We start from the raw sequence: 24,754 nt of genomic DNA, 5'->3' as shown, positions 1-24,754 counted from the left end.
TTTTTAGTTGTTTTCTGGTTGTTGTTTATTGGCGCCGGATAAAGTAATCCACCCTTCTGTGAGCCGCAGATTTTCCTGATCTGAAGTTGCTATTGGTGTGTAAGGCTCTATAGGCGTTTCTACCCTCCAGGTTGTTACATCCCTGCGGGCTATCCATCCCCATTTGCCATTGACTTCTGCCGGAGTAGGCATCTTTATCCTGTCAGGGTCCAGCAACAGCGGACCTGTACGGAAGGTGGATTTCAGATTGGTCAGGGCATTGGAAACCGGACCTAAAGGCAGACTTACACTGAAAGAAGGCTGACTGCCGGGAATCACCGGAATGCCCCCCGAAGGATCTACCAGCATCGTGAGCTTGATAGCGTTACGTTTGGGCGTCAGCGTTATCGTATGACCCGGACTTACGTAATCAGATTCGAAATCGGCTCCTGTAAATTTCTGTGCGGCAAAACCGGCCAGGTCGATTTTGCCTCTGGAATTGCGGGAGAACATTTTTAACAGCTCTCTGGATTGTCCGTTAGCTCCATACACGGCATAGAAGGTATTGTAGTTGTCGGCTTCGAAATAACCAATAGCCCCGTTGCCATTCAGATAAGCATCCCCAATTCTGATATTGAAAGGAGTGTTGAGATATGGAGGATCAATAGGCTGATAGTGCTGACCGTTGTCATAATATTTTCCGGTATCTATCCAGGCCTGATTGTAAATCGGTGTACCACTCAGCTGCATATTAATTTCTCCACGTACTACTGCCAGTGGCCTTCCCAGGAGTATCGACTGATTTCCGGTCTGAGTTTTGAAATTGCTCATTGGCCATAAGGTGACATCTATCACACTCATCAGATCATCATATGCACCGGCTCCATCGAATCCTGTTTTCAATAAATTGCTGACAAATGCCTGCAGGTGCTCGTTTTCCAGTTCCGGCGGCGCTCCCAGAGCAGTATTGCTTCCCGGTACTGCATCCCATCGGATCGTATACTGGAAGTCACCAGGTTCATTCCCGTTTTCAATCTGTCTTTGTACTTTGATGACAGCTCCCTGGTTAATGCCATCAGCATCAAATACCATCAGTGAGTTATCCAGGTGATTAGGCATCACCCAGCCGCAGATAGGACTGGTTAAATCGGAGGAGTTAGTCGGGATATTATCATTGTTCCGTTGCAATAGGGTAAGGTGTACATTCGCCGGCTGCGATATCCTCGGTGACAACTGCCCGTAATCCTTTCTATCTTTATCAATATAGTTGGGACTGGTAGTGGTTAGATTTTCGGACCAGTAAACATTTGGAAGCGGGTCCAATGGGGCTGCAAACCTGCTTTTGGTTTTCAATACCTGCCCGTATGCGTCTACTACCCATAGATCTACCAGCTGAAAGTGCCCGGAACGAATGGGGAAGAAGGGCTGTGTCTGCGTATAGTTCACCAGTACTGGTCTGTAGTTCAGCTCTGTGTCGCCCAGCAGCCTTTTAACGGTAGTATCCGTAGGCGCACTATTGATAGAGATGAGCGAGGTGGTAAGCTGTCTGGTAAAACCACTCATGGACTGTGTCAGTAAGTCAATCTGACCTACCATGCCAGCCACTCTTTGCAGATCTTCGAGTACATACGGCGGAAGTCCATCGTATAAAGGATCATTGTGGAAGGTGGCCATTTTTGTTTGTATCACCTGGGAGGATTTGGCATTCATCACCGCACGACCATACAAAACAATGTTATTCGCAGGCGGTGTAAGACTACTGCCTTTCCAGTCGTAGTCAATCTCTCCCAGCTTCCAGTCCTTCAGGGAGTCGGTGCTCACCATGGAGGTTGGAATATACTGGATCTTCCAATCCATGTAAATGGGTGTCCATGGCTGTTTGGTAATAAATGCTACGGCGAAGGGAGAAGGGATAACTCCTTCTATACCTGAAGCTGCTTTCAGGGCCTGCGGATGTAATCCCAACGCTGCTGAATCATTCCAGATGGCTGTCTGCTGCGTCTGGATCTGCTGTGTCAGCACCCTCATCTGATCTGCGGTAGGCGTGATATTACTTTTGATAAACCAGATGGATGCGATCAATGCCGCACAGGAAGTATCCAGTATCATGGTTTCAATCCATAAATCCATGGCTTCTTTCGGGAAGATATTCCAGGTGGGAATGGTGACCTTGTTTAGCAGATTTTCCGCTGCAATCAGGTGTGTACGGGTATTACCATTTACGGTAAATGTCACATTGATGCCGGTGACGGTCTGCCCGGTAAAACGGACAAACAGTGCTGCCGTATCTGTGTATTGCTCCGGTGAGGTGAGCTTGGTGTCAATATAGGCACCACCAACCATGATGACAGGATCTACCGGCGCTGCAGCGGGTAGGATATCTATCGCTTTCAGGACGAAGTTTTTGTCCAGCTTCACGGCGAAGTCAGCTGCATCTGTATCTACTTCTGCTTTCTTTAGATCTCTGGCGGCGGTTTGGGTATTCAATGCTTCTGTCAATGCAGACATGCTATCATTCACCTGTGTTCTGATATTTGCCGGGGTGGATTTGATAAAGAGGCTTTGTTTGACATGCACCTGAAACATTTCCTGTCGCAGGGTGAGAAGGTCTGCATTCAGATTATTCAGCTCACTTTGTTTTGCATTCAGGAGTGTCAGGGTTGCCGTATCAGCTGCATTGAGGGGGATCGTCTGTTGTCCTCCTGTGCCGAGGATATTCTCATCCGTACTCTCCGGCCTCACCACAATCCATTCTTGCCCACCATAATGTTGTTCAAACCGGTCTTTATGGATAGCCATTTCTACGCCGGTAGGATCATCATTCAGCTGCGCGAGCAAATCTTTCTGGAAGGCTTCCAACGCCCTTTCGACAATAGGTATATTCGCAGGGTGCTGTCCCTGACTTTCTACTACTTTATTGGCCATGTAGGTGGAAATAGCTTCCATCGCATTATTGCCGACAGCTATTGTGACGCCGCCTTCCGGGGTAGGAACCCCTGTTCCATATGCGATGGCGTTGCCACTCCAGGGAACAGAAGCCATAGAGTGACAAATGCACTGAGTAGGTAGGTTAGGTTGATTTTCCTTCACGCCATTCGCTTGCCGCCAGTTATTCCAGGCAATCATGGCATCTTTGATCTGTTGAGGCAAGTGTAGTTTATTGGGGTCAAAAGGACCATCCAGACCATGGGACTTCTGCCAGGCAAGCCAGGCGTCTACTGCTTCCTGCACTTCTGCGGAGCCACCTACGGACCAGCCGAATTGCAATGCCAGCGCATCCATCCACGCATCATTGCTTTCAACCGTTATTTTCGACAGGAGATCATCCTTTGGATCGTCATACCAACCCAGCAGAGAATAGGTGTATTGTGCGGCATCTGCACCTGCAGGATCATGCATGGTAAATACATTCTTCACATTATCATATGCCACAGACCATGAAACATCACCAGGCCCTACTGCCATAATAAATGCTTTGCCATTACGTACCTCTCCCTTCCAGCTGGCAAGCGGCATGCTGGCGCCGATTCCTTTAACAGGGAATGCCGGATCTTCCGGATAAGGATATTGACTGGCTCCACTCAGACCGCCATTTTCAGTGGCTGCTGTTATATCAAACAAGGTATCACTGCAGATGATGGTTGCCTGTAACTGAGGAGGAGCAGGATTCGGATTGGTTTTATTTTGTACCGGATAGGTAAACCGGGTAACCAGCCACCTGTTGGGAACAAATGGGAATGCCACGTTCCCTTCCGGATTGTTTACATCGGATTGCTGTCCCTGCCGCATGCTGTAGGGAAGGGTCCACATCAGGTGAATACCTGCATCCGGACAGGTACCTTGCCCAAATGGAGGTGGGTCAGGGATCTGCTTCATCCACAAATTGAAATAATTGTTCTTGGTGCTGGCCCAGGTGGTGGTAGATGTGACATCCGGATTTCCTATACGGAGTACGTCCAGCGGAACAGGCACCATTACTACCGGGCCTGGCCAAACGGGAATATATTGGGTGTTTGCCATGATTAACAGTTTATGCTCAGGGAATAAGTGGATCACATGCCGGCGAATTCAGATCATATGGCTGTTTACCGGCTCCGCGTACCATTTGAATAGCAAATGCCCCGGGGGATAGTTTTCCATCCGGAAGTGCTCCCGTAGGCATTGCCTGGATGATATTGTTTTTAAGAGCGATAATATCCATTACTCCGGCTTCAGTACCACTGCGGAATCCACCGGATGCCTGTACGGGAGCTGCTCCGTTATAAATCTGCTCTCCTGCAGGGTAGGGTTTATCGGCCGGATAACCCAGCCCACGCAGATTCACGGAGTAGGTACTGGCGGCTGGATTACGGATAATACCGAAATGCAATCCTTCTGCAGGTTCTATAAAGTTTACGGTGTCCGGCAATCCATCCCATATACACAGCATGGTGTTGTCAGAAAGCCGGTCCATACGCAGTATATTCAGCAGGGTGCCGCCACTCAATCCCTCTATCTCCAGTCCAGGCCATCCGGATACTACTGCGGAGCGAAAGATGACACCTGTCATCCCGCCACCGGCGGCAACTACAGTCGGGAGTGGTTCTTTGCGCAGGGTGGAACGCAACTGTAATTGTTTGACATCTATCTGCGCATAGATTTCTTCATAGAATGCTTCATTGAATACCTGCTCTCTGGAAGAAAGGACCCCTACACTGAGGGCGCCATCCACCAAACGATCCAGCCAGTTTCTGTCCATATAAAAAAAACGCATGGACTCCAGCGGCAACATCCGGTTGTCTGCTGTCATGTACGCTACGGGTACGCCATAAAGTAATGTCAGCTGAGCCAGCCAGGTGGTCAGGTTATCCGGAAGGATCGGCGGCGGATAATCGCCGTCTTTGACGGAAAGTAACTGCTGCATTACATCTGAGCAGATAGTCGCTCTGTTTCCCCATGATTTCATCGCTATTCTCCTTTTATTTTTTTAACAAGTATTAAAAGCGGATCGGCATCATTTTCTACGATGGCGATTTTTTCTTCTTCCGTGAGTATCCCCGGAAGTCCTTCCTGGAGTACAACTTCAGCGCGACTAACTATCTGTGGCCATTTTACTTTGCTGAAACCACCGGATAGCAGTAACCCTACTGCATTACGTGCATGCGTCGCCGGTAGCATGCTGCTGGATTCTCCGGCTATTGCATAGATCTTATCCTTGTCTAGTTGCTTGACGCTACTGATAATGGCGTTGAGGTAATTATTCCGCCAGGTGAATAATGCGGATGAAAAGGAGGCGTCAGATAATGCCAGTAATCTTCCTGTCTGCCATGCGCTGCTGTAGGCATGATTGAAAAAACCGGTCTCCGGATCATAGTGAATGGCATGGTCACTGTAATGATAAGGACCGTAGGCAAAATCCCGCTTTGTGGGTGAGGGCAGGAGCGGCCCCCTGTACCAGGAGGTGCTTTGTTCGCCCTGGCGCATATTATTCTGCATGGGTACATATCCCATCTCCAGTGCTTTCCGGGCTTCTGGTGAGATGGCGCCGGTTTCTTCCGATATAGGCATCTGCAGCAGTTTTACGCCACCTCTGCCTGCCAGACAAAGGTTAGCCATCAGCTGGATGAAACTGCCTTGTGCAGGTTTCGCCCGGAATTGCCAGGTACCCAGTAATACCAATCTTATTTTCGTATAACCACCACTGATAGTGCTGCCATGCAGATGATCCTGGTGCCCTTCGTAGGATACCAGATACATGATATTCTCGGCATCGGCCTTGGGTACCCGGTTGCCGAATACAAGCGAGAAGCAGCCGTCATCTTCCATTCCCAGTAGTACTTTTCCTCCGGTGTTTACTTCCCTGGCATGTGCCAGAAGGGGTAATTCATTCAGGGAGGGAGCAATTGCCTGGAAATAGCTCAGGTCGAAATCTACTACGGATATCTGCGTCTCTTCTGCACCAAATAAATTACCTAATACGGGCGGTAGAATCTTGCTGTCAGCCGGATGTACCAACTCCTCAACAGTTACTGTATGAGGTTCTCCCGCTTTGGTTTTCAGGTCATCCGGATATATGGTTAATAGTCCTATCCATGGAATGGGGTTCTGATCATCGTCTACGGCCATAACGGTACCCCTGGCTTTCGCTGCCGGATCAATGGATCTTGCCCAGGGCAGCGCGAAATTGTTGAATACCATATTGGGCATAATATTATCGTATAGCCCTTCCTGATTGGCCGGCGGATATACCATGTGGATATCTGCCGGATTGATGGAGAACCTGGGCCCATCCACGACTATTTTCTGAGTGGCAACATATGGAGCAGGTGTTTCTCCGGGCAGATCCTTGACCTGATGCGCTGCTTTCAAGGTGTATTCGCCAGCTTCCAGCGGATTAAGAATTGAATCATAGAAGCGGATCATACCCGGTCCTATCGTGCCGGGATTGGAATCGAAACTGGTTCTCATAATGCCTGTTTTTTAGAGTGAGTACTAACCGTGGCGGATTTTACAGTTGCTGCTGTGACATCCAGTCCTGCGTTGCTGAGTTGTAACCCGGCCTGAATGGTTTTACTATCATCTGGCAGTGCGGACAATCCATACATACCGATGATCTTCACTTTGTTGTCTTTCGGAACTGCCAGTATCGCCATGTATTCTACCGGATGACGGTCGTCCGGACATGGGTAAAGCAATAGTGTACCTTTTACGGTTTCGTAGGTGCGTACCGGTGATAACTGTTTCCCTTCCAACGGAAGACTGCCGGCAGCTATAGCGATATCTAACCTTTCCGCACCGGTATGTTCTTCCAGTAATACGCCGATATACCTGGTATTGGCAGGGAAGACGGTTTGTATCCAACCGCTGCGGGTAGTATTACCGATATCGGTGATCTGGTTGTATTGCACCAGATCTGCGGCATCTATGAGACCGGTATTGGCGGCTGTATGACGAACGCGTACACGCTGACTGTTCTGTACCCGCATCATGGCTGCATCACCAAGCGCCCATACACTGTTGGTTTTGAAGAGCTGCGTATTTATTTCCCAGCCGGTAATCATATCACCGCCGGTATATCCCTGTACAACTATCTGTGCAGTGCCTGGAGCAATGGAAATGGTCTGTGTACCTGTTGCAATTTGAATACCTGTAAGTCTTCCACGACGGTCAAAACCAGACACTCTCACTGGTAGATCTCCTTTCAGCTCCAGGTGTGTATCTGCGTGATGGTCTACGTTCCACAAAATGGAAGTACCATCGTAGAGTACTTTCGTACCCCTGTCTGGGGAAGATGCGGACCTAGCTCCAGCCAGCGGCCTGGTTTTGCGGGTGAGTCCTTCCATCGGCTGATAGTGGCTTCTGATGGCAATGACCTGTTCTGCTTTCTGATTGACTGTTTCCAGCCTGTTGACTTTATATCGTTTCACAATGCCTACTAACTGCGGCGCTTTGATGTTGTTTTCGGAAACAGGCTTCACAGCGGCTACTACTGGTGGCTGGATCTGTCTGGCAGATTCCATGACACCGTTGTTCTGGTAGATGGCCAGCCGGGCGATGACGGGCAATGCCTGCAGAATCATGTCTGCGGCTGCTGCCATCACACTGAGATCCGGGTTGAGTGGAGCCAGTATGTGGCTGGCTGCGATGCCCTCCAGGATAATATTCCGTCTGGTGATCACTATATCCTGCATGATGGAGTGCATGATGACATTATAGGCATTGTTCTGATCACTGGCCGGGTATCTGACTGCAGGCGGGAATTTAATCGTCACCTTGTAGGGGAGCATACGGTATGTACCTATATCATACTTGAGATTTTCTATATCAAATGCCGGTACATTTCCGAGGTAATTGTATTCATCAGCGAGCAGTGTCAGACCATAGGAAGCACCCGGAATCAGCAGATCATCTGCTGGCGGTGGTTTGTGGCGATCCAAAGGATCCTGGGACCACATAGCGGCTGGCGCGCCGTCAAAATCCACGATCAGTTTGATCTTGCGTGCAGTCAGATTTACGGCAATGCCATGATCATCTGTCAGGGTGATCGTCAGCGGTGCATTCAGGTTATCGATATACCCCATTGGCCGTACACCTACTTTCACGCCATTCCGACTAAAGTTGCTGTCGGTAACAGTAATGGTGGATGCCGGAATAGCAGATTTGGCGCTGAGCGAGAATGGATATGGCTGAATGGTCCAAATATTATCCTGATCAGCGAGTAATCCGAATTCCGGATTGAGTTTCACTACCTGCTGCTCTGGTTCGGCCCTGAAACCGGCTTTGCCCATAGTGCTGCCCGGTTCTGCAGGCGGCGGCAGGAAGGCCTCTGCAAAGGCAGCCCAGGTGATATTATTATCGCTGGTAACTGTTTCGCCAGAACCGATAGGAATGGTAAAGGAGATCACGAACCAGTCCACCTTGACGTAACCATGTGTTGGAGGTCCTTCCAATCTGAGTGTAGCCCCCAGTTCTGCACGTATGGAAATTGTAACACCGAGGATGGTCGTTCCGAAAGATGCGCCTATGGTAATACTGATACCTACATTGAAGTAGAACGGATTCCATTCAATGAGGAAATCTGCCGATGCATTTAACCATGCACTCAATGGTCCCAGCGCATAGGCTACATTGAGGTAACCGCCGGCCATTACTGCGGTCGGACAAAGTGCAAAGTAGCAGCCACCGGAAATACTGATGCTACCAATAACAATATCCATCTTCCATTGCATACCCAGTCTTGGTACAGTCGGATACCATGCCGGCTTATTGAAATCAGGATGATAACCGCCAAGCGAGATCACAAAGTCACCGGCAGGGATAGTATAGGTCGCTGTTGTTATATTTTTAAACCATAGGAAGAATGCGAATCCCCCTGTTACTTTACAGTCTTTCGATAATACGAACGAATTCGGCGTCAGCTGCGCTTCGAAAGAGAGAATTCCCTGTACGGGCTTGAAGGAAACCTTCAAGGCCAGCTCGAAATAAGCCAATGCCAGATTTCTGGGGATCCTGGGTGGGAGAGAAGTAAAACTGAGTCCCAGCAGATTGACTTCCCAATCCTTTCCAAAGCTCAGGAACAACAGGGCGGAAGTGGTCAGCAGTTCGAAGGTGGTAAATTTCATGCCAGCTGCCAGCCAATACTGTCCTATCTCAGGCGCTACTACGGTACTCAGTTGCTCGAGGGCTTTTCCCGGGTCTTCTCCTTCTGCAAAGGTGCCATCCACGAGACCTTTCAGTAACGGGAAATCCTGCACCTCAGTAATATCTGGTATCAGTAGCGAGCGGTTGAAGCTGAAGCCTGCGGCGATGCCGGTAATGAAAAAGAAAGGAGGTCCGCCCAACGGAGAGTTGAGCACTGCAAAAATGAACAGGGAAGGCATCATTTCAGCGCCAGGCGCATTGGATACCGGTACTTGTGCATAGGAACCCAACGCCATCAGGGAGAAAGTGCCGGCCTTGATAACTGCTACTCCATTGTAGGAGATTACATTTACACCGCCTGCCATCGTTTCGGTTTTCACGAAACCGCCGTTAATGGTAACTGCGCCACCTTTGAAGCTGATGTCCAGCCCTTGCAGGTCTGCTTTATATTTACTGAAATTGGTGGGGTCTGTAACGGGAACGCCTACTGTTAAACGAACGACGGATGCTCTGAGTCCTGCCAGGGCCACATTACCGGAAAACAGGAAGTCCAGCAGTTTAGCCTGGTCTTCCCAGCCTAAACCCAGACTCTCAATATACAAGGGACCGAAGGAGCGTTCTATAGGTACGATAATCTCAGAACCATTACCAGTATTGCTTTTCAGGTTTACCCATAGTTTATTGATGTAAGCGGTGCTAACAGAAAATTCCGGGTTTACAGGAGGATTACCATCTGTACTGCCGGAGCCCAGGATATTATTGGCAATTGGATTGGTGCCTCCTGAACCAGCCATCTTATCCGGCGCCAGCGATAAGCCCATTTTAGCCAGCGTGATGCCTGCCCCAAATTGTACGGATGCTCCGCCGCCCTCTTTGAAATTCAGTTCAAATACTGTTCTTGGTTCTACAGCGCCGAGTTTAAATCTCGGCTGATCCACAATAGGTTTGCCATTGGTGCCGATGATATCAAACCCAAGATTATATAATAACAGACTGAATAGAGAGAAATTAACTTCCAGGTCATTGTTACCCGACTTAGTGATAGGCAGGTAGAAGCCTATGCCAGGATCTCCAGTGAACTTGCCATCACCGGATTTGTCAATCCATTCGGTGTCATTGGCGCCTAATTGTATGACGACATTAGGCAGGGCTGCAATTTTTAATGCAGGTGCAACTACTCTTACACCATAGTAATCCTGCTTGCCATTACGTGGTCCTACCAGAATTTTGCCACTGTTATTTTCCCCGAACTGCAGCAGGGTGAGTTCTGTCTGCATCAGGGTATAGAAGAGATTACCAAAGAATCCTGCTGGTGTTAGCCTGGTCAGGTTATCAATGGTGTTCAGTTCGTATTTGCTGTTGGGCTTCAAAATCAGGGAGGTGGCCTGTAACAATGTGGCTGGTGTCGGCGCTCCTGTAACAATAGGAGTTTCCAGCCAGCTCTTCACTTTTTCGATATTGAGCACCAGAAGGGATACATATCGTGGCAGCACTATTTTCACTACCTGTAATAGCCAGTCGGTAACGCTCTGCTTCATGGCCAGGCCATCAGTGGGCCTGGAGAAGAAATCAGGCAGCAGTTCTATGGCCAGATCTGAATGTTGGGAGGAGTTGGTGCTATTACTGATAGGATCAAACAATAGTTTGAAACCTTTACTCAGATCATATGTAAACGTAATACCTGGTCCGCTGTTATCATCTACCGGAATGAGCATATCTACCCCGAAGGAGAAATTGACAGTGCCATCCAGCTTTACGCCGACGCCTGTTTCTGCCAGCTGGATTTTCAATACCTGCATCTCTGGCAGGGTTAAATCGGCCCAAAGGCCCAGAAACCCATTGTCATTAAGTCCTGCGAGTATGGTGACAGGTATCCTGTTGTCTGGTTTGAATGCAAGCCTGCCACCTTGTGCAGACAGCCCCGGCATTACATCCCGGAGCAGGATAATCAGTCCTTGTACGGTAGCTGGCGCGCCCGCAGGAGTGAATCTTTCCTGTAGCCATGCCAATGCTACGGCTTCGATTTCCTTTAACAGGTCTTGCTGCGTTTTGGTCGCAAAAGCGCCGGGAGTCAGTACTTTGATGATATTGTCTACCAATTCTGTGGTATTAACCTGATCCCCAAATGCAATAAGTTTATCTACAAAATCTTTGGCGCCGCTGTCGGATAATTGCTGTAATACAACGGGGACAAGCTTTTTCAGTACCGCCGCTGCTGCAACTCGTGCGGCCTGTTCTGCCAGAGAGCCCCATCCGAGGAAAGGCAGCAGTTGCAGAGACAACAGTCCGGGCTTATCCGCACTTCCTTCTGAAATCTTCAGGAAGAATTCTTTATTATATCCCGTCTTTACATAAAATGGGAGAGGAATCTTTGCACCCGTGGAAATAGTCACCTCACCGGCGAATGAAGGCTGATAGTTTTGATCAACGCCCACCTGGAAGGCAAGGAGGTTCAATGTACCCCAGTCATCACTGATCACCAGATCTTTTGTACTGAAACCGAAATTAGCGACATCTGTATCGCCATTCATATCAATTTCAAAACCATAAGGCATACCGGTAATCTTCATGCCCCTGGTGTTTGGTGCCACCTTGATGCCATTCGTGGCCTCGACTTCCGGCAAATGACTGAGCATTTGTACCAGCTTGGAAATACTGAATCTGCCATTGGTACCCAGTACTTCATCGGATAGCAGCCATCCCAGTGGATCGCGCAGAATGCCCATCAATGCTGGCATCTGCCATAGCTGATCGGTAATATTTTCCGCGATGGGATGTTTTTCATTCGGGAAATGTTGTACTGCCAGGCTTTCCGCCGGTATCTTATCTGCCAGGCCAAGCCCGGTGAAGATCTGCTGAATGAGCGGATATTTCTTCAGCAGTTGTTCTTCGAAAACTGCATTAAGAAGGATGTTAAGGGTAAAGGTTGGGGCAAGTTCCGCTACCTGATTAAGAAAAACGTTGGTGTTAAACGGAATGAGGAGAAGCGATTGCGCCGCAGGTTTACTGCCATCACCCCATACTGCTGCAGATGTAAAGTCTGACTTCAGACTACCATTATCCAGCTTTACGGTGAATCCGCTTTTCAGACTGATGCCTACTTTTTCACAATATATCGTCAGTTCTCCTTTTAGGATCTCGTTGCTGAGGTCCAGTTGAATGCCGCCACTGACAAGGAACAATGACCCTAGCGAAAAAGCATCCTCCGGCAGAATGCCAAAGGACATCACCCCTGTGGCATCTGTGCTGAAGCTCCAGACGCCGGCTTTGTAAGGCCCCAGGTTCTTCGCCAGATTAGCCGCCAGCTGCTTCAGATTATCTATGTTCGCAATGTCAAACAGCTGCTTGTAAATCCGTTGGAATGTCTGGTAAGGGTTGCTGATGATTTCCAGTAACGTATACGGATATATGACATAACCTTCCTCTGCCGGCCCGCAGATGCCCAGTCCGTTGAGCAACTGTAAAACCGGTTCTTCAAATTTCGGTATCTGTATACCAAAAATTTCTGACAGGAAGTTGTACAGGAGGTTGCGCTGCTCCGGTATGGCCAGCAATTGGTTGAACTGTGTCTGTATGTAAGTGTTGAAATTGGCCAGTAACCCATCCCAGCCTGCGCTATTGATTGCCAGGAACCCGGCTGTAATGTCGTACAGTTTAATGTCCCGGAGTTCTGCTTCTCCATCAGGGGATATGGTGAGCCCCAGCATGGATAGCAGCATATAAGCTTGCTGGAACAAAGGTTTAGTCTTTACCTGTTCAAAAGCCGCCTGTAATCCGGCATTCAGCAGTACCATGAATCCATTCTGCAAGGCAGTGGTGAAAGCAGGGTCCATAAAGTCCTGCAAGGTCAGCTGGGCTTTCGGCGATTGTCCGGGTAAGGTTACATTCAGGAGTGTGACAATGGGTGTAAAGTGGAAAGACTTGCTGGCAGTGTCATAAGAGAGATTACATCCTACAATGATTTTCTCCACACTGCTTGCCGTTCCCGGGTGATCTACCAGCATACCGCCGTCAGGATTGTAAAGGGTGCCAGTCAGACTGAAAGCAGGGACCTGGTCATCGAAAATGAGGGTGCCGGTGGACAGGTTATATTTCAGTGCATAGATACGGGAATGAAGATCAAATCCAAATTTCGTGGTACCGTCGCCGTTAGTAAGCTGATATTGCCAGGTGTTGGATCTGCCAGCACCCAGACCTAATATCTTCCCGATATTTTCATACCATGCAATTCCTTCAAATCCTAATGGCAGCGGGAATGTCCATGGATCTTCGTATTTGCCATTGCCACCTGTGGCGGGTGCAGCGGCAATTTGTGTATTGATGGTATAAGATAGGAGCGAGAGCAGGCTTTTAGCATTCGCTGTATTGGCGAATGTGGCGGAGAGATAGTTACGTATATCCGGCCAGGGATTACTCAGACTACTGAGGCTGAGTTGCTGAAAACCTGTCCAGGTCAATCCTGGAGGGAATACCGGTGAGTGGGTGATATCCGGAATTAATCCCAGTGCTCCGATAGTGAAGAGGGCGGCTCTGTTTTCCACCCGCATCATCAAGGTGCCTAACGCACCTATCAGGAAAGGACTGAATGTGGCGGCAGATTTCTTTACCAGATCCTCTAAGGCTGTTTTATCATCAAAATTCAAATCCTGACCGAGCACGATATCTTTCCCGTTGATGATCAGCTTAGGGCTCTTGATCAGCATAGACCAACCCCATCCGTTAAGACGGTTCCATTGGGCAGACAGTTGTGCGGTATTAACGCTAACGACTACACCGCCAAGGGAAGGTGTGATGAACCCTTGTGGCAGCTTCAGTCTGGAACTGACAGCAGGTAACCAGAACGCTTGTACGCCATCACCATTGGCAGGGAATCTGAGTGCCAGTGCTTCCAGGTTAAGAGAAGGGACAATCTCTACACCGACTATTGTGATGGTCGGTATCAGCGACATGCCAATGATCAGATCAATGCTGTTGTCGGGATTGACTTGCCGGTATGCTGTCAGGTAGGCGGGGAGACTACTGCTGCTCAGTGAAATACCCGCCATCCAGGGATCATCTGCAGTACCGCTGCCGGTAACGGTTACATTCAAACCTGGTACCGTCTGTTGCAGCAGCAATGCCATTTCCTGAACGATAAAGGCAAATGCAGCCTTACCATCCACCTCACCAGGATATTGCAGTGTATGGAGATAGTAGTCTGCCCAGGCCTTCACAGGATTCATAATGGAGTGCACCATCTGCTTTTCTGAGAATGGCGGTGGTAAAGTTGCCGGCCATTTTCCCTGCGCACTTACCGGTGCAATTAAACCTATCAGCGCCCCGATATTATCGGCGAAATCATTGGTACCCACGCCGATGAGAGAACTGAGTGCTGCGCTTAAGGCCGCAGCTCCGACTTCAGCCAGTTCCCCCGGTGAGAGTAAGTTGACGTTTTCAAAGGAAGTATTGCCTGTAACTACCTGGTTCAAGGAGAAATCAGGAACGATTTTCCCATCTGATCCCAGCATCAGGCCAGCTGTCAGGGAGCCTACACTATTGCCATCATACGACACCAGCGGCTGCCCCGCTGTTTTATTTTTTAGTGCAAACTGAAAAATGAATTTTATTGCCGGAGAGGCTGTCACTGCCTGTGCGCTCAGCCCAAACTGTCCTAACTCCAGATTAGCCTGGGAAGTAAATATCGCTGGAGAACTGCCCAGTGCTACATTACTACCTGTGAAAGACAAGCCAGGATAAAAATACCGGATGCCACCCTCATCCACCGTCGTGGCTACCGCGAAGTTAAGCTGCCCAATGCCATTGACAGCAAGGATCTTCAGCTGGTAAGGATCGATGCGTGTGCCCGTTCCCGTTACCTGAATGTTTATATTGCCAAGGAAGCCGCTGAGACAGCTGATCCAGCCTTTGAGGGCCTCCGGATCCGTGCATAAGGCATTAAACCAGTTAAAGAAAAGTGTTTTGACACCATCCGGATATTTATCAGGATTCGCGGCTACTTCAAACAGGTTATACCACTCCATGACGGGCAGCTTCACAGCGAGGTTGGGCACCTGGGAAGACAAACCCAGCAATGGGGTGATATAGTTAAGGTATTGTTGCTGGTTGGGAAAGACATAGCTCAGTGCTCCCATGAACAGGTTGGTGGCTATTTCCAGCATTTCCTGTCCGCTGATGGCCAGCAGGTCAGCGAGGGACTTGTTGGCCGGAGGAGCAGCGCCCAGTTTCAACGCTAACACTTCCAGGGAAACACTAAACGGGTCCCTGGCTGCCACATCTATCAGGGCACTGAATTTCACACCGTCAAAAGAGATACCGTTGATATCTACCAGCGGCAGTTTGGGATCACCTCCTTCTGTGGCTATACCCAGACTGATAGGGTATCCTTCATGCGTAAAAGTAATTTTGAAGCTACCATTTCCAATGGCAACGAAAGGCATGAGTCCCCATACATTTACGGTCAGCAAAGGATTACCGGGAGAGGGCGGCACCTTCCAGATATGCAGGACACCGAGCCCAAGTACGGTTTCCTTCACAGTATCTGTTTCTCTCTCATAGCTCACCAAATAAAACCCCGTAGGTTCCTGACCGTTTTTTATCGGATACCAGGTACCCAGGAGGGAAGCATCCTGTATGGGAATACCCAATGCATTGCCCCCGATTTTACCCAGGATAGCAGTGAGTAGTTGTTGGAATTGTTCAGGATTGGCAGTAATCCCTTTTTGGGTGTTGTCGATCGGATTCGCGAACCAATTCGGATTCAGCTGATAGACTTCCAGCTCCGGGTCTGGTTGGGTAAGTAATCCTATCAGCAGTCCAAGACTGGCCAGGATGGGGTCCAGACCTGCAAAGGTAAGACCATTATCATTCGCGCCGAAAGCTGTACGTTTATGTCTGGCTGTTTGTGCGGCGGTTAATTCGTTAATCATCGTCAATGGTTTGAGGGGCAGAAAATCGGGGACCATCTGGAGTTAAGCCTTTGCAGTATCCAGCAGCTTCTTATAGTGAAGGAGGTTGTGATAGTCCGGCTCTTCATATTCCAACTCTCCTCTCAGCAGCACACCGGTATTTACAGGCTCATATCCTATAGACATAAGGCCGGTGGTGATACGATCATTCGGCCTTCTGATCTGATAGCTTTTAGTACCCAATACCTCATTGAATTTCTGGGCGTATGTATAGTCGGCCGACATAATACTGCCAAAAGTATAAACAGCTTCCACCGGCCTGTAATTACTGATGGCATAGTCGGAAGCGGCAATATTGGCGATAGCCCCGCCAAGACTATGCCCTGCGAAAAAGAGTTTTCTGCTGCTGTAGGGCTGGAGCGCGGCTTTCAAGGCAGCAGTCATACCTTCATAAAGGGTATAGGCACCCTTATGCACATGTGCGGAGGGATCGGTATACCAGGGAGTGGCAGCAAAAACAGAGCATGCTGCGTAAGAATTGAATTCATTCCAGTTGGTAGCTCCCCGGAAAACAACGATAATAGAGTTGTTGGTATCTCCCGTAAAGAGATAAGCCCATGGCGCTCCTTCGCTGTTGATTTTTGTGACGAAAGTATAATTGAGTGAAGGAGCTTTAGTCTGGCTATCGGGGTGCTGTGTCCAGTGATAGGCCATCATGGTCATTTTGGATAGAGAAAAGGCCATGTCTCTGGAGAACCCGGCTGGAATATTAGGAATGTTGACAGGTTCCGGTTGATTAGGGAGAGGATTACCACCTAATGTTCTGGTGTAGAAAATAGTCGCTCTTTCCCACCAGGGATCGTCTTCGTCAGGAATCAAACTGGCATTAACCTGATTTAAGGTACCCAGCAACACCAGATTGGATGGAGAGATAGGCCACTGATCTACATCATTTCCACTGCTGCCTGCTCTGGTGGCGATTACTGGCGCTGTTACAGTATCCTTGTAATAGGATTGCATGGCGCTGTTGGCAAAGTTGGCGTTAGAGAAGGTGTAGCAGGGAGTAGGGGTGGAAGGTGCAATTGGTTGAAGACCGGTGGCCGGATCAGCGGGACCGAAGTTGCCAATGCGCAGATCAAGGGCCGCTATCTGCGCTAATGGCGCACCAAGGCCATGGCCGCAGATAAACAGCGGGCGTGATGGATCTTCGCGGGTAACAACCGCATTCCAGAGAGGTCTGCGAAGGAATTGATAGGCGATGGAATAAACAGAGAGTACGTTTGCCTGTGGAGGTACAGATCTGCCGGCTATTTCAGGAGGTAACGTTCCCAGGGTGAAAGCCCCGTTATACTGGTACTGAAAATATTTAATCCAGGCACATCCAAGTGCCAGAATATCCACCTGAACATTTTGATTATTGTTGTCTTTAACAGTGATTTTAACCATGTATCCCTGGGTAGGAACGGGAACGACTTTATCCGTAGCGCGTTCATTTGCAAATGGCTGCTTGATGATGTCCCAGCCTGGTGGCAGGGAAGGGCCATTGGTGAGCAGATCATAGATGTTTGCCTGTGCTGCGATCATCTCCAGGCTGGAGAGAGGCACTGAAATGCTGGTAGCTGTTGCATTTGCTGCGTATACGGAATTTGTCTGTTCCATGATAAAAGACATTTAAGTCCGGAGAATAAGGACCGGTTGTTTCCGGACTGGTAATTGAAATGTTAGGAAAGAAACCGGTCCCAGGTAGCCAGATCATCAGCGGGACCGGATATTGTTGCGATGTAATCAGACGAAAATGTTTTACACCTGGCGTATAATGATATTGGAGGCAGCGCCGGGCCTGCCGGGCCCACCTGGATTTCCAGGCCCGAGATTGCCGCTGGTGCTGGTACCTGGATCTCCGCCATTGCCAGGATCGCCAGGCCTGCCGTTAAATTCTATCCCATTCACTGACGAACCGGGGTTGAGAGCTGTGTAGTACACCATGAGGGTATCTCCGTTACCACCATCGCCGCCGGTTCCACCATTGCCACCTTTTCCTCCGGGACCCTGAGGACCTGCTTGTGCAGCAGTACAAACATTATTGGGATCTTTTGCCCCAGGATCGCCACCGGGACCACCATTTCCCCCCTGACCACCCTTGCCGCCAGGCTGCCCGGTGCCGCCGCCTGCTTGAACAGTGACCTCGCCACTGACAACGCCCAGATGCACGTCGTCCATAGGCATGGGGTTACCTTTGACGCCACCGGCTCCTGTACCACCTGTGGTACCTGGACTGCCCATACTACCATTACTAGGAGGTGAACTGCAATAGTAGGTGCAGTTTCTGTCATTGTAGGCAGATTGGCCGGCTGTTCCTGTGGCGCCCTTGGTGCCGGTATTTCCCCTGGAACCCACGGCAGCAGGATTTGGAATAGGGGCGCCGATAATTAAGATGGATGACATATTGTAAGTAGATTTAAGCTTCTTGACGAATAATAACATTTGATGAGCTACCCTGGCTGCCAACGGCTCCTCTGCTACCATCGGTGCCATTAGGAATTCCTGCGCCGCCGGAACCGGGATCACCGGGAGTACCCGGATTTGCTGAAAAAGTGTTAGGCGTGATTGAACCACCGGTGATTTGGGTGTAAGTGACAATAACAGTAGTGCCATCACCACCATCACCACTTTTGCCCCCATTGCCTCCGTTACCTCCTCTTCCCTGTTGACCTCTGCTGGCGGCCGTACATTTGGCTTGAGGGTCCATTGCACCGGGATCCCCTCCTGGTCCGCCGATACCGCCTCTGCCACCTTTGCCGCCATCCTGGCCCTTGCCTCCACCAGCACAAATGGTAACAGCTCCTGTGACAATGCCCAATTGCACTCTGCCGGGAGGAGCAGGAAGTCCCTTTGCTCCTTGTGAACCAGCGGCGCCAGGGGTTCCCTGTCCACCGGTACCTCCATTGCCAGGAGGAGTGTTACAGTAATAGGTACAGGTGCTGCTATTGTAGCCAGAGGTCCCGGCAGTGCCCGTACTGCCTTTGGTGCCGGGGCTGCCATTTCCGCCATCAGGTGCCTTGGTGGTGTAATCAGCACCCACAAAAGAAAAACTACACATAATGAGATAATGTTTTTAAAATTTAACTAAGAGGCATGCAATAAGCCTATAAAACTGAATAAGGATTTGTCGTTGAAGGGGCTCCCGTAAAAAAATAAGAGGGAATAGAGATGATTTCAGGGTCAGTTATTTCCAGCGTTTTGCTTAGTTGAAAATGATGGGGTTCGGGAACCGGGATTATTTCTGTGTGAAGTATTGAGTATGAAGTGAACAGTTGGTAGTGATCATAATTTCGGCATCCTTACCTTCTGTTATTTCTTCGAAATTGAATACCACAGGGTCTTCTCCTTTGATGGTGTACACTTCTCCGGCAGGGATGTCCAGATCTTCGCCTGTGAATACGGCAATTCTTCCCGGGAACATCAGTGAGTTAATCAGCGGTTCATATTCCTGTACTTTGCGGGAATCGCCCATTACATATGCATAGGCGGCTTTTTGCATTTTGTCATGCAAGTGTTCGTCCATTTTACCCAGCAGATCCTGTTTGGAACTCACTGTGGACATAAGCTCACGATGATGGTCTGCCATGGCTCCCGGATAGTTGATGTGGCTATCATCTGATCCGTCAGGAGTGCCAACCATTTTTTTAAACTCAGCAATGGAGCCTACACTGACATGAACAGGTGGTACATCGGATTCAAGCGGGTCAGAGGAAAATACCAGATTTTTCTTTTGCTGCTGGATGCTTTTAATGGTTTTACTGAGTGTGAGATGTGCATCAGCAGCGAGTCCCAGACGTTGATTTACTAACGCGTGATTGTCTTTCTGTGTTTGTGTGAGCGTGTTCATATGATTAATCTCATTTATGAAATGAAAAATAAAAGAAGCAAGGTCACGAACAAAAAACTTCCTACCCGAATTCTCTTCAGGCCCGGTCATCGAAAAAAATGTTATGAGAACAACAGGGTTTGCTCTCATTCGGATGGTAGCGCGAGTGGAATAGAAACTCCACTTTGTCAGGATAGTATTCGGTAAAAATGTAATGCGTTGACTAAAATGAATGACGAAAGAAAGCTAACATCAACAGGCATTTGAGGGCAATTTCACAACATGTTCATCACAGCTGTCTGAGGTTAAGGATGAATGCTAATTTTCCGGTCATAATGATGATATCGAATATAAATAAAAAAATCGTTTCGCCAAAAATATAATCTGATTGATGAGAGAGATGGTTGGATGAAACAGATACAACCACAAGGTCCATGTCGTTTTATGGGGTACTTTTGAATAGTACAATATCATCTCAGTGCCGCAGCCCGACTGGGTGGTCATAATGGTATGGAGGCCCAGTGGGGGAGGGCGAGGTCATTGATAAAGATTGGATGATACAAAAGGGTTTCAGAGAAGCTGCGGTCAGTAGGTTGCTGAATGAATCAAATGGGGGAGAGCATTGCAGCATAAGGTTTCGCAGCAGATGGGAAGTTAATTATGATTTTATTTTCTGCCATAAAAATTATCTCATTTCGACGTTAAAATTAATTTATGAACAGCGGGGATAAAATCATTGATGCTGATAGGGTGAAGATGCGAAAGATTGACAGTATTACGTATCAGGTCTTCTTGCTGAACTGTCGTTTCACTGAAAGTAAGTGGTGTTGCTCCTTTTGATGTTGCACCAGTCTTAATTTTTTTCCCGGATTAAATATGTTTACTAAATTAGAACTACTATAAAGTATATAGGAGTATTTATTCAGATGATAGTATTCCCTCTGCTAACCTGATACCCTTAAATAATGTCAATGATGTAACCCAAGCGTGAAGCCCAACTGTACTATTCAAATAACCTCCTTGGCATTAATATTTCCATCAACAGTATGATTGAAAAACCTCTGTTCATTTTAAAACTTTGTTTACCTTAAACGTTATTCATGAAAATCTCCAACTTATTTGCAGCCTGTATTCTTGTTGCTGTTGTTGTTTCCTGTAACAGACAGGAAACGCCTTTGAATCCCGGCCGTGTCCAGGAAAACCCGAAAGAAGTAATGCCAAAATCTGCCATCAATGCTTTGGTGAATGAACAGCTCCGCCAGAATAGCCGTTTCAACTGGAAAATGGTAGACGATAATGTGCTATGGAGCGCATTGGTACAGGGGGATAGTGTTTTGGCAGTCGGTTACCAGGCGGCTGGAGTAAGCAACCTGGAAGCGACTATCGACAAAATAGACATCCACAGCGAATCCTGGACCGCAGCGAGACAAAACGTTTTAAACCTGATCCTGGATAATGAAAAGACTTCCGGTGCAAGTGTCAAATCCCTCATTACCTATGAGGCTTCCAGGCTGCCCGTGTTTTATGTAAAAGCCAGCCGTCTGTCTACAGTAAGGGCATTGCGTGCATCCGGACTGGTACGTTATGCCGAGCCTTCCAGTTACGCCAAATACATGAATGATGGCCAGGTGCCGAAGGGGCGGTCAGGTCCGTTCACGGAATCCAATCTGTTGACTTTCGGTTGTGATGCCAATCTGCCTAATACCTCTCTGGTAGCGGGTGTAGATTATGCCGATATTACGCCGGGTGCCAAGCAGTCCTGGAACTATGCACTGCACAGTATTCCGCAGGCATGGACCCAATCGACCGGCAGCAATGTAAAAGTGATGCTGATAGATACCGGTGTTAGCCCCGATCAGGCCAACCTGGGCAGCGCTTTTAATCAGGGTGTTTCCAGCGGTAGAACCATAGAAAAAATTGCAACCTATCCCGGAGGAACACCCGCAGACGTATGTGGACACGGAACCAAGATGGCAGGCGTTATTGCAGCACCCAGAGGGGTGAATGGCAGTAGTGCAGGTATTGCTTATAACTGTAACCTGCTGACGGTTCATGCAGCGGAAAATGTGGTGATCTTGTCTTCTGAATCAACACAGGGTATTTCTGATGCTTATGTGTTGGGAGGCGACAATGCCTCTGTGAAGATCATCAGCATGAGCATGGGCACTATCTTTGAAGCCGGCCAGATCACAGACGCCGTGAATTATGCCAGCAACAAGGGCAAACTGTTGTTCTGTGCTGCCGGTACTACCAACTCCTTTTTTGGTGCTTTGCTGGGTGTAGTATATCCTGCTTACCTGCCTTCCGTACTGGCCGTGACGGGTGTTACGGAAAGTATTACTACGCCTTGTGAAGACTGCCACACCGGCACACAGGTAGCCTTTACCGTTATCATGGAAAAAAATGGTACCCGCAGAAATCCCCTCACGACTACCGCTACCGGTAATAGTCCTAATACAGTAGGTGGTTCTTCTGTGGCAACTGCCAGCGCAGCAGGTATTGCAGCACTGGTATGGAGTAAATATCCCAGCTATCCGAAAGACAGCATTGTAGCGAGAATGAAACGTGCTGCCAGCAATTATCCCAACAGGAACTCCAAACTGGGATGGGGCTATGTAAATGTTGCCCAGGCTGTTGGTAACTAATCATCGGTTCCTGATTATTTGTTGATGGAAATGAACAATGTAAATAACGGACGTACCCGTAAAGGGTACGTCCTTACCTGTTTTGGTAAATCTCATCCGCATCTTATCTCTCCAAAAAAATATTTGGATTTAATATAGAATACTATTAGTTTAGATTTTAAGAAGAGCATTTGTGCCAAACTGAGCATACAAAATAGTCAACCAAAAACTGATGTTAACTGTAAAAAATAATCAGCTGTAAGCATTTTCCCGTTTCTCCTTTATCAAAGACCTGTGTCGACCGATATTTATCCCTGACGTAGTAGTATAAAACTGCCATTATACATCTATTGTCGTTGTGTTCCCGATTCTGCAACAGTCCACGATATTCAGTAGCTACGAATATGGGATGCTTCCACTCAACCCATTCAAAAAAGCTGGAAACGCCGTTTTATTGCCTAAGGCGGTTAATGAGGCTTTACCCGAAAATTGCTTTATTATTATGTTGAAAGTAATTGAACTCGGCCGTCAGCTGAGCAAAAAAGAAATGCGCGATGTTAAAGGTGGTGGTACCTGTTGCGCCCATTACAACACCGGCTGCGCTGATACCTGCGGGCCAGCTTCCTGCTGCGGCGGTGGTAACCTCACTATGGCTGAAGCTAAAGAAAAAGCTACCGAAATGGCGTTGGAGCCGGGAAGTGACGGAGCTAGCTGGTGCTGCTCTTCCTGCAACACATTATGCTAATATCCAGCCTTACAGGAACTGCGTCCGTAAACGCAGTTTCCTTTCCAGGTCCGTTTTATTTTAATTTCTACTATCCATGATGTTCGTGAAGACGATTTTTTTGCTGACCTTAGGCCTATGGCTGTACTCAACAGCTACAGCGCAAAAGGCAGTTATACAGTACAAAACCACCGGCAATATCCGGTTTTCACAGAGTGATGACCTGTTGATGAAAGATAATATTGTGCTCACCCAAAGCGGGTCACAGGCATCTTCACATCCGCTGCTGCGGCCTGAATTTTATGAAGAAGCCGGCAGCCATTTCCCGCTGTTGCTATTTCCAGGCGACAGCCTCTTCGTTTCCGGCAGTGCAGGACAACTTCGTATCCGGTCCGACAATCCGCAAAGACAAAATGAACTGGATTGTACCGATCGCCTTTTTAAAGCTTATGGCAGCTTTATATTTGATAATTTCGATGCTCCCGACAGAATACCTTTCCCCGATGAAATGCGCCGGAAAAATTACGAAGCAAGTGATAAAAAATACTTCGCCACATTCGGTCAGCATCTGCCACCAGTACCGGCCAACAACGATATAAGGGACTCATTACTGTATGATTTTTATATAAAAAGATCGGTGATACTGGATAGCTTCTGTCAACATCAACTGATCAGTCAGCCCTTCCGGCAAACCCTGAAAAATCATTTTTTCTATCGCTATCTCTATCATTCCGTACGCGGATTTGAATATACCGGAGAATCATTAAACAAACGACTACAACAGTTCATACAACCTGCGGTATTCAACGACTCATTACTCGCTGGCCTCAACAGCTACAGGGCTTTCCTGTGGTTCTATAATCAATACCTTACTACCATACGACTAAAGAGGAAAAGCAGCGGACTGGAAAAAATGAAGAATGCAGACAGCTCCTTTACCGGAAGGTCCAGAGACAGAATACTCTTTGCCATCGCCAGTGATAACCTGGATCAGCGCCTGAGAAACGATACGCTCCTTACATATTTTTTAAAGAAATGCCATACAGAAGAATACTTGCAGGCCATCAATAATCGTATATCCGTTAGCGATATCAGTCAAACGGAAACCTCCGTACTGCTTGATCTGCAACAACAACAGATACAGCTGAAAGACTTACTGGACAAGCATAAAGGCCGGTACATCTACATAGACCTCTGGGCCAGCTGGTGCCAGCCCTGTCTGAACGAAATGGAATTTTCAGAAAAGCTGAACAGCCGGTACAAAGGAAAGAATATCACCTTTCTTTACTTTTCACTGGACACAGAAGCAGGTAGCTGGAAAAATATAAACCGGAGTTTCACCGCTTTCATGCAGGCTGATAACTCTTACCTGCTGGGAGGTAACTTTGCTTCGGGGTTTGCAAAGACCTATCGTGTTACCAGTATCCCCCGGTATCTCCTGCTGGGGCCTGATGGAAAAATACTATCCGCCAATGCGCCAAGACCCGGTGATAAAGCCCTCATAGCGCAGTTAGACAAGCTCTTAAAATAGATC

The 24,754-nt window shown here is 48.3% G+C and carries 11 protein-coding genes; 3 read left to right on the top strand and 8 right to left on the bottom strand.

Annotation, left to right across the window (positions count from 1 at the left end; genetic code table 11):
* Positions 1–3 precede the first annotated feature (3 nt).
* From KD145_RS03510 to KD145_RS03475, 8 genes are all read right to left on the bottom strand, one after another.
* Entirely contained in the window at positions 4–3,999 is a 3,996-nt protein-coding gene (locus KD145_RS03510) for a hypothetical protein (RefSeq protein WP_212004526.1), read from the bottom strand.
* A gap of 16 nt (positions 4,000–4,015) precedes the next feature.
* Entirely contained in the window at positions 4,016–4,924 is a 909-nt protein-coding gene (locus KD145_RS03505) for a hypothetical protein (protein WP_212004525.1), read from the bottom strand.
* A 2-nt stretch (positions 4,925–4,926) separates the two neighbouring features.
* Complete coding sequence (locus KD145_RS03500) at positions 4,927–6,426, bottom strand: hypothetical protein (RefSeq protein ID WP_212004524.1); 1,500 nt, start codon at positions 6,424–6,426, stop codon at positions 4,927–4,929.
* Positions 6,423–16,025: a DUF6603 domain-containing protein gene (locus KD145_RS03495; RefSeq protein WP_212004523.1), complete on the bottom strand. Its 9,603-nt coding sequence runs from the start codon at positions 16,023–16,025 to the stop codon at positions 6,423–6,425. Before KD145_RS03495 ends, KD145_RS03500 begins: the two co-directional genes overlap by 4 nt.
* A gap of 42 nt (positions 16,026–16,067) precedes the next feature.
* Positions 16,068–17,663, bottom strand: coding sequence for a hypothetical protein (locus KD145_RS03490; RefSeq protein ID WP_212004522.1), 1,596 nt, complete (start codon positions 17,661–17,663; stop codon positions 16,068–16,070).
* A 141-nt stretch (positions 17,664–17,804) separates the two neighbouring features.
* Complete coding sequence (locus tag KD145_RS03485) at positions 17,805–18,449, bottom strand: hypothetical protein (protein WP_212004521.1); 645 nt, start codon at positions 18,447–18,449, stop codon at positions 17,805–17,807.
* A gap of 13 nt (positions 18,450–18,462) precedes the next feature.
* Positions 18,463–19,104 (bottom strand): hypothetical protein, encoded by a 642-nt coding sequence (locus KD145_RS03480; protein WP_212004520.1) that lies wholly within the window; start codon positions 19,102–19,104, stop codon positions 18,463–18,465.
* A gap of 177 nt (positions 19,105–19,281) precedes the next feature.
* Positions 19,282–19,893 carry a hypothetical protein gene (locus KD145_RS03475; RefSeq protein WP_212004519.1) on the bottom strand — a complete coding sequence of 204 codons (612 nt, stop codon included), beginning with the start codon at positions 19,891–19,893 and terminating at the stop codon, positions 19,282–19,284.
* A 1,079-nt stretch (positions 19,894–20,972) separates the two neighbouring features.
* Between KD145_RS03475 and KD145_RS03470 the strand changes: the two genes are divergently transcribed.
* The 3 genes from KD145_RS03470 to KD145_RS03460 all read left to right on the top strand — a co-directional run bounded on the left by KD145_RS03470 (position 20,973) and on the right by KD145_RS03460 (position 24,751).
* Entirely contained in the window at positions 20,973–22,517 is a 1,545-nt protein-coding gene (locus KD145_RS03470) for a S8 family serine peptidase (RefSeq protein ID WP_212004518.1), read from the top strand.
* Positions 22,518–22,998: 481 nt separating this feature from the next.
* Positions 22,999–23,241, top strand: coding sequence for a hypothetical protein (locus KD145_RS03465; RefSeq protein WP_212004517.1), 243 nt, complete (start codon positions 22,999–23,001; stop codon positions 23,239–23,241).
* Positions 23,242–23,326: 85 nt separating this feature from the next.
* Positions 23,327–24,751: a TlpA disulfide reductase family protein gene (locus KD145_RS03460; RefSeq protein WP_212004516.1), complete on the top strand. Its 1,425-nt coding sequence runs from the start codon at positions 23,327–23,329 to the stop codon at positions 24,749–24,751.
* The last annotated feature ends 3 nt before the right edge of the window (positions 24,752–24,754 follow it).

Origin of the sequence: Chitinophaga sp. HK235, from assembly GCF_018255755.1 — a bacterium.
Classification (GTDB): Bacteria; Bacteroidota; Bacteroidia; order Chitinophagales; family Chitinophagaceae; genus Chitinophaga.
The sequence above is the reverse complement of the archived record's forward strand: the minus strand, read 5'-3'. Positions and strand labels throughout refer to the sequence as shown.

Coding starts and splice junctions, on each gene's coding strand:
- KD145_RS03505 (WP_212004525.1), bottom strand. CDS start 4,924: ATGAAATCATGGGGAAACAGAGCGACTATCTGCTCAGATGTAATGCAG.
- KD145_RS03480 (WP_212004520.1), bottom strand. CDS start 19,104: ATGTGTAGTTTTTCTTTTGTGGGTGCTGATTACACCACCAAGGCACCT.
- KD145_RS03500 (WP_212004524.1), bottom strand. CDS start 6,426: ATGAGAACCAGTTTCGATTCCAATCCCGGCACGATAGGACCGGGTATG.
- KD145_RS03485 (WP_212004521.1), bottom strand. CDS start 18,449: ATGTCATCCATCTTAATTATCGGCGCCCCTATTCCAAATCCTGCTGCC.
- KD145_RS03475 (WP_212004519.1), bottom strand. CDS start 19,893: ATGAACACGCTCACACAAACACAGAAAGACAATCACGCGTTAGTAAAT.
- KD145_RS03470 (WP_212004518.1), top strand. CDS start 20,973: ATGAAAATCTCCAACTTATTTGCAGCCTGTATTCTTGTTGCTGTTGTT.
- KD145_RS03510 (WP_212004526.1), bottom strand. CDS start 3,999: ATGGCAAACACCCAATATATTCCCGTTTGGCCAGGCCCGGTAGTAATG.
- KD145_RS03465 (WP_212004517.1), top strand. CDS start 22,999: ATGTTGAAAGTAATTGAACTCGGCCGTCAGCTGAGCAAAAAAGAAATG.
- KD145_RS03490 (WP_212004522.1), bottom strand. CDS start 17,663: ATGGAACAGACAAATTCCGTATACGCAGCAAATGCAACAGCTACCAGC.
- KD145_RS03495 (WP_212004523.1), bottom strand. CDS start 16,025: ATGATTAACGAATTAACCGCCGCACAAACAGCCAGACATAAACGTACA.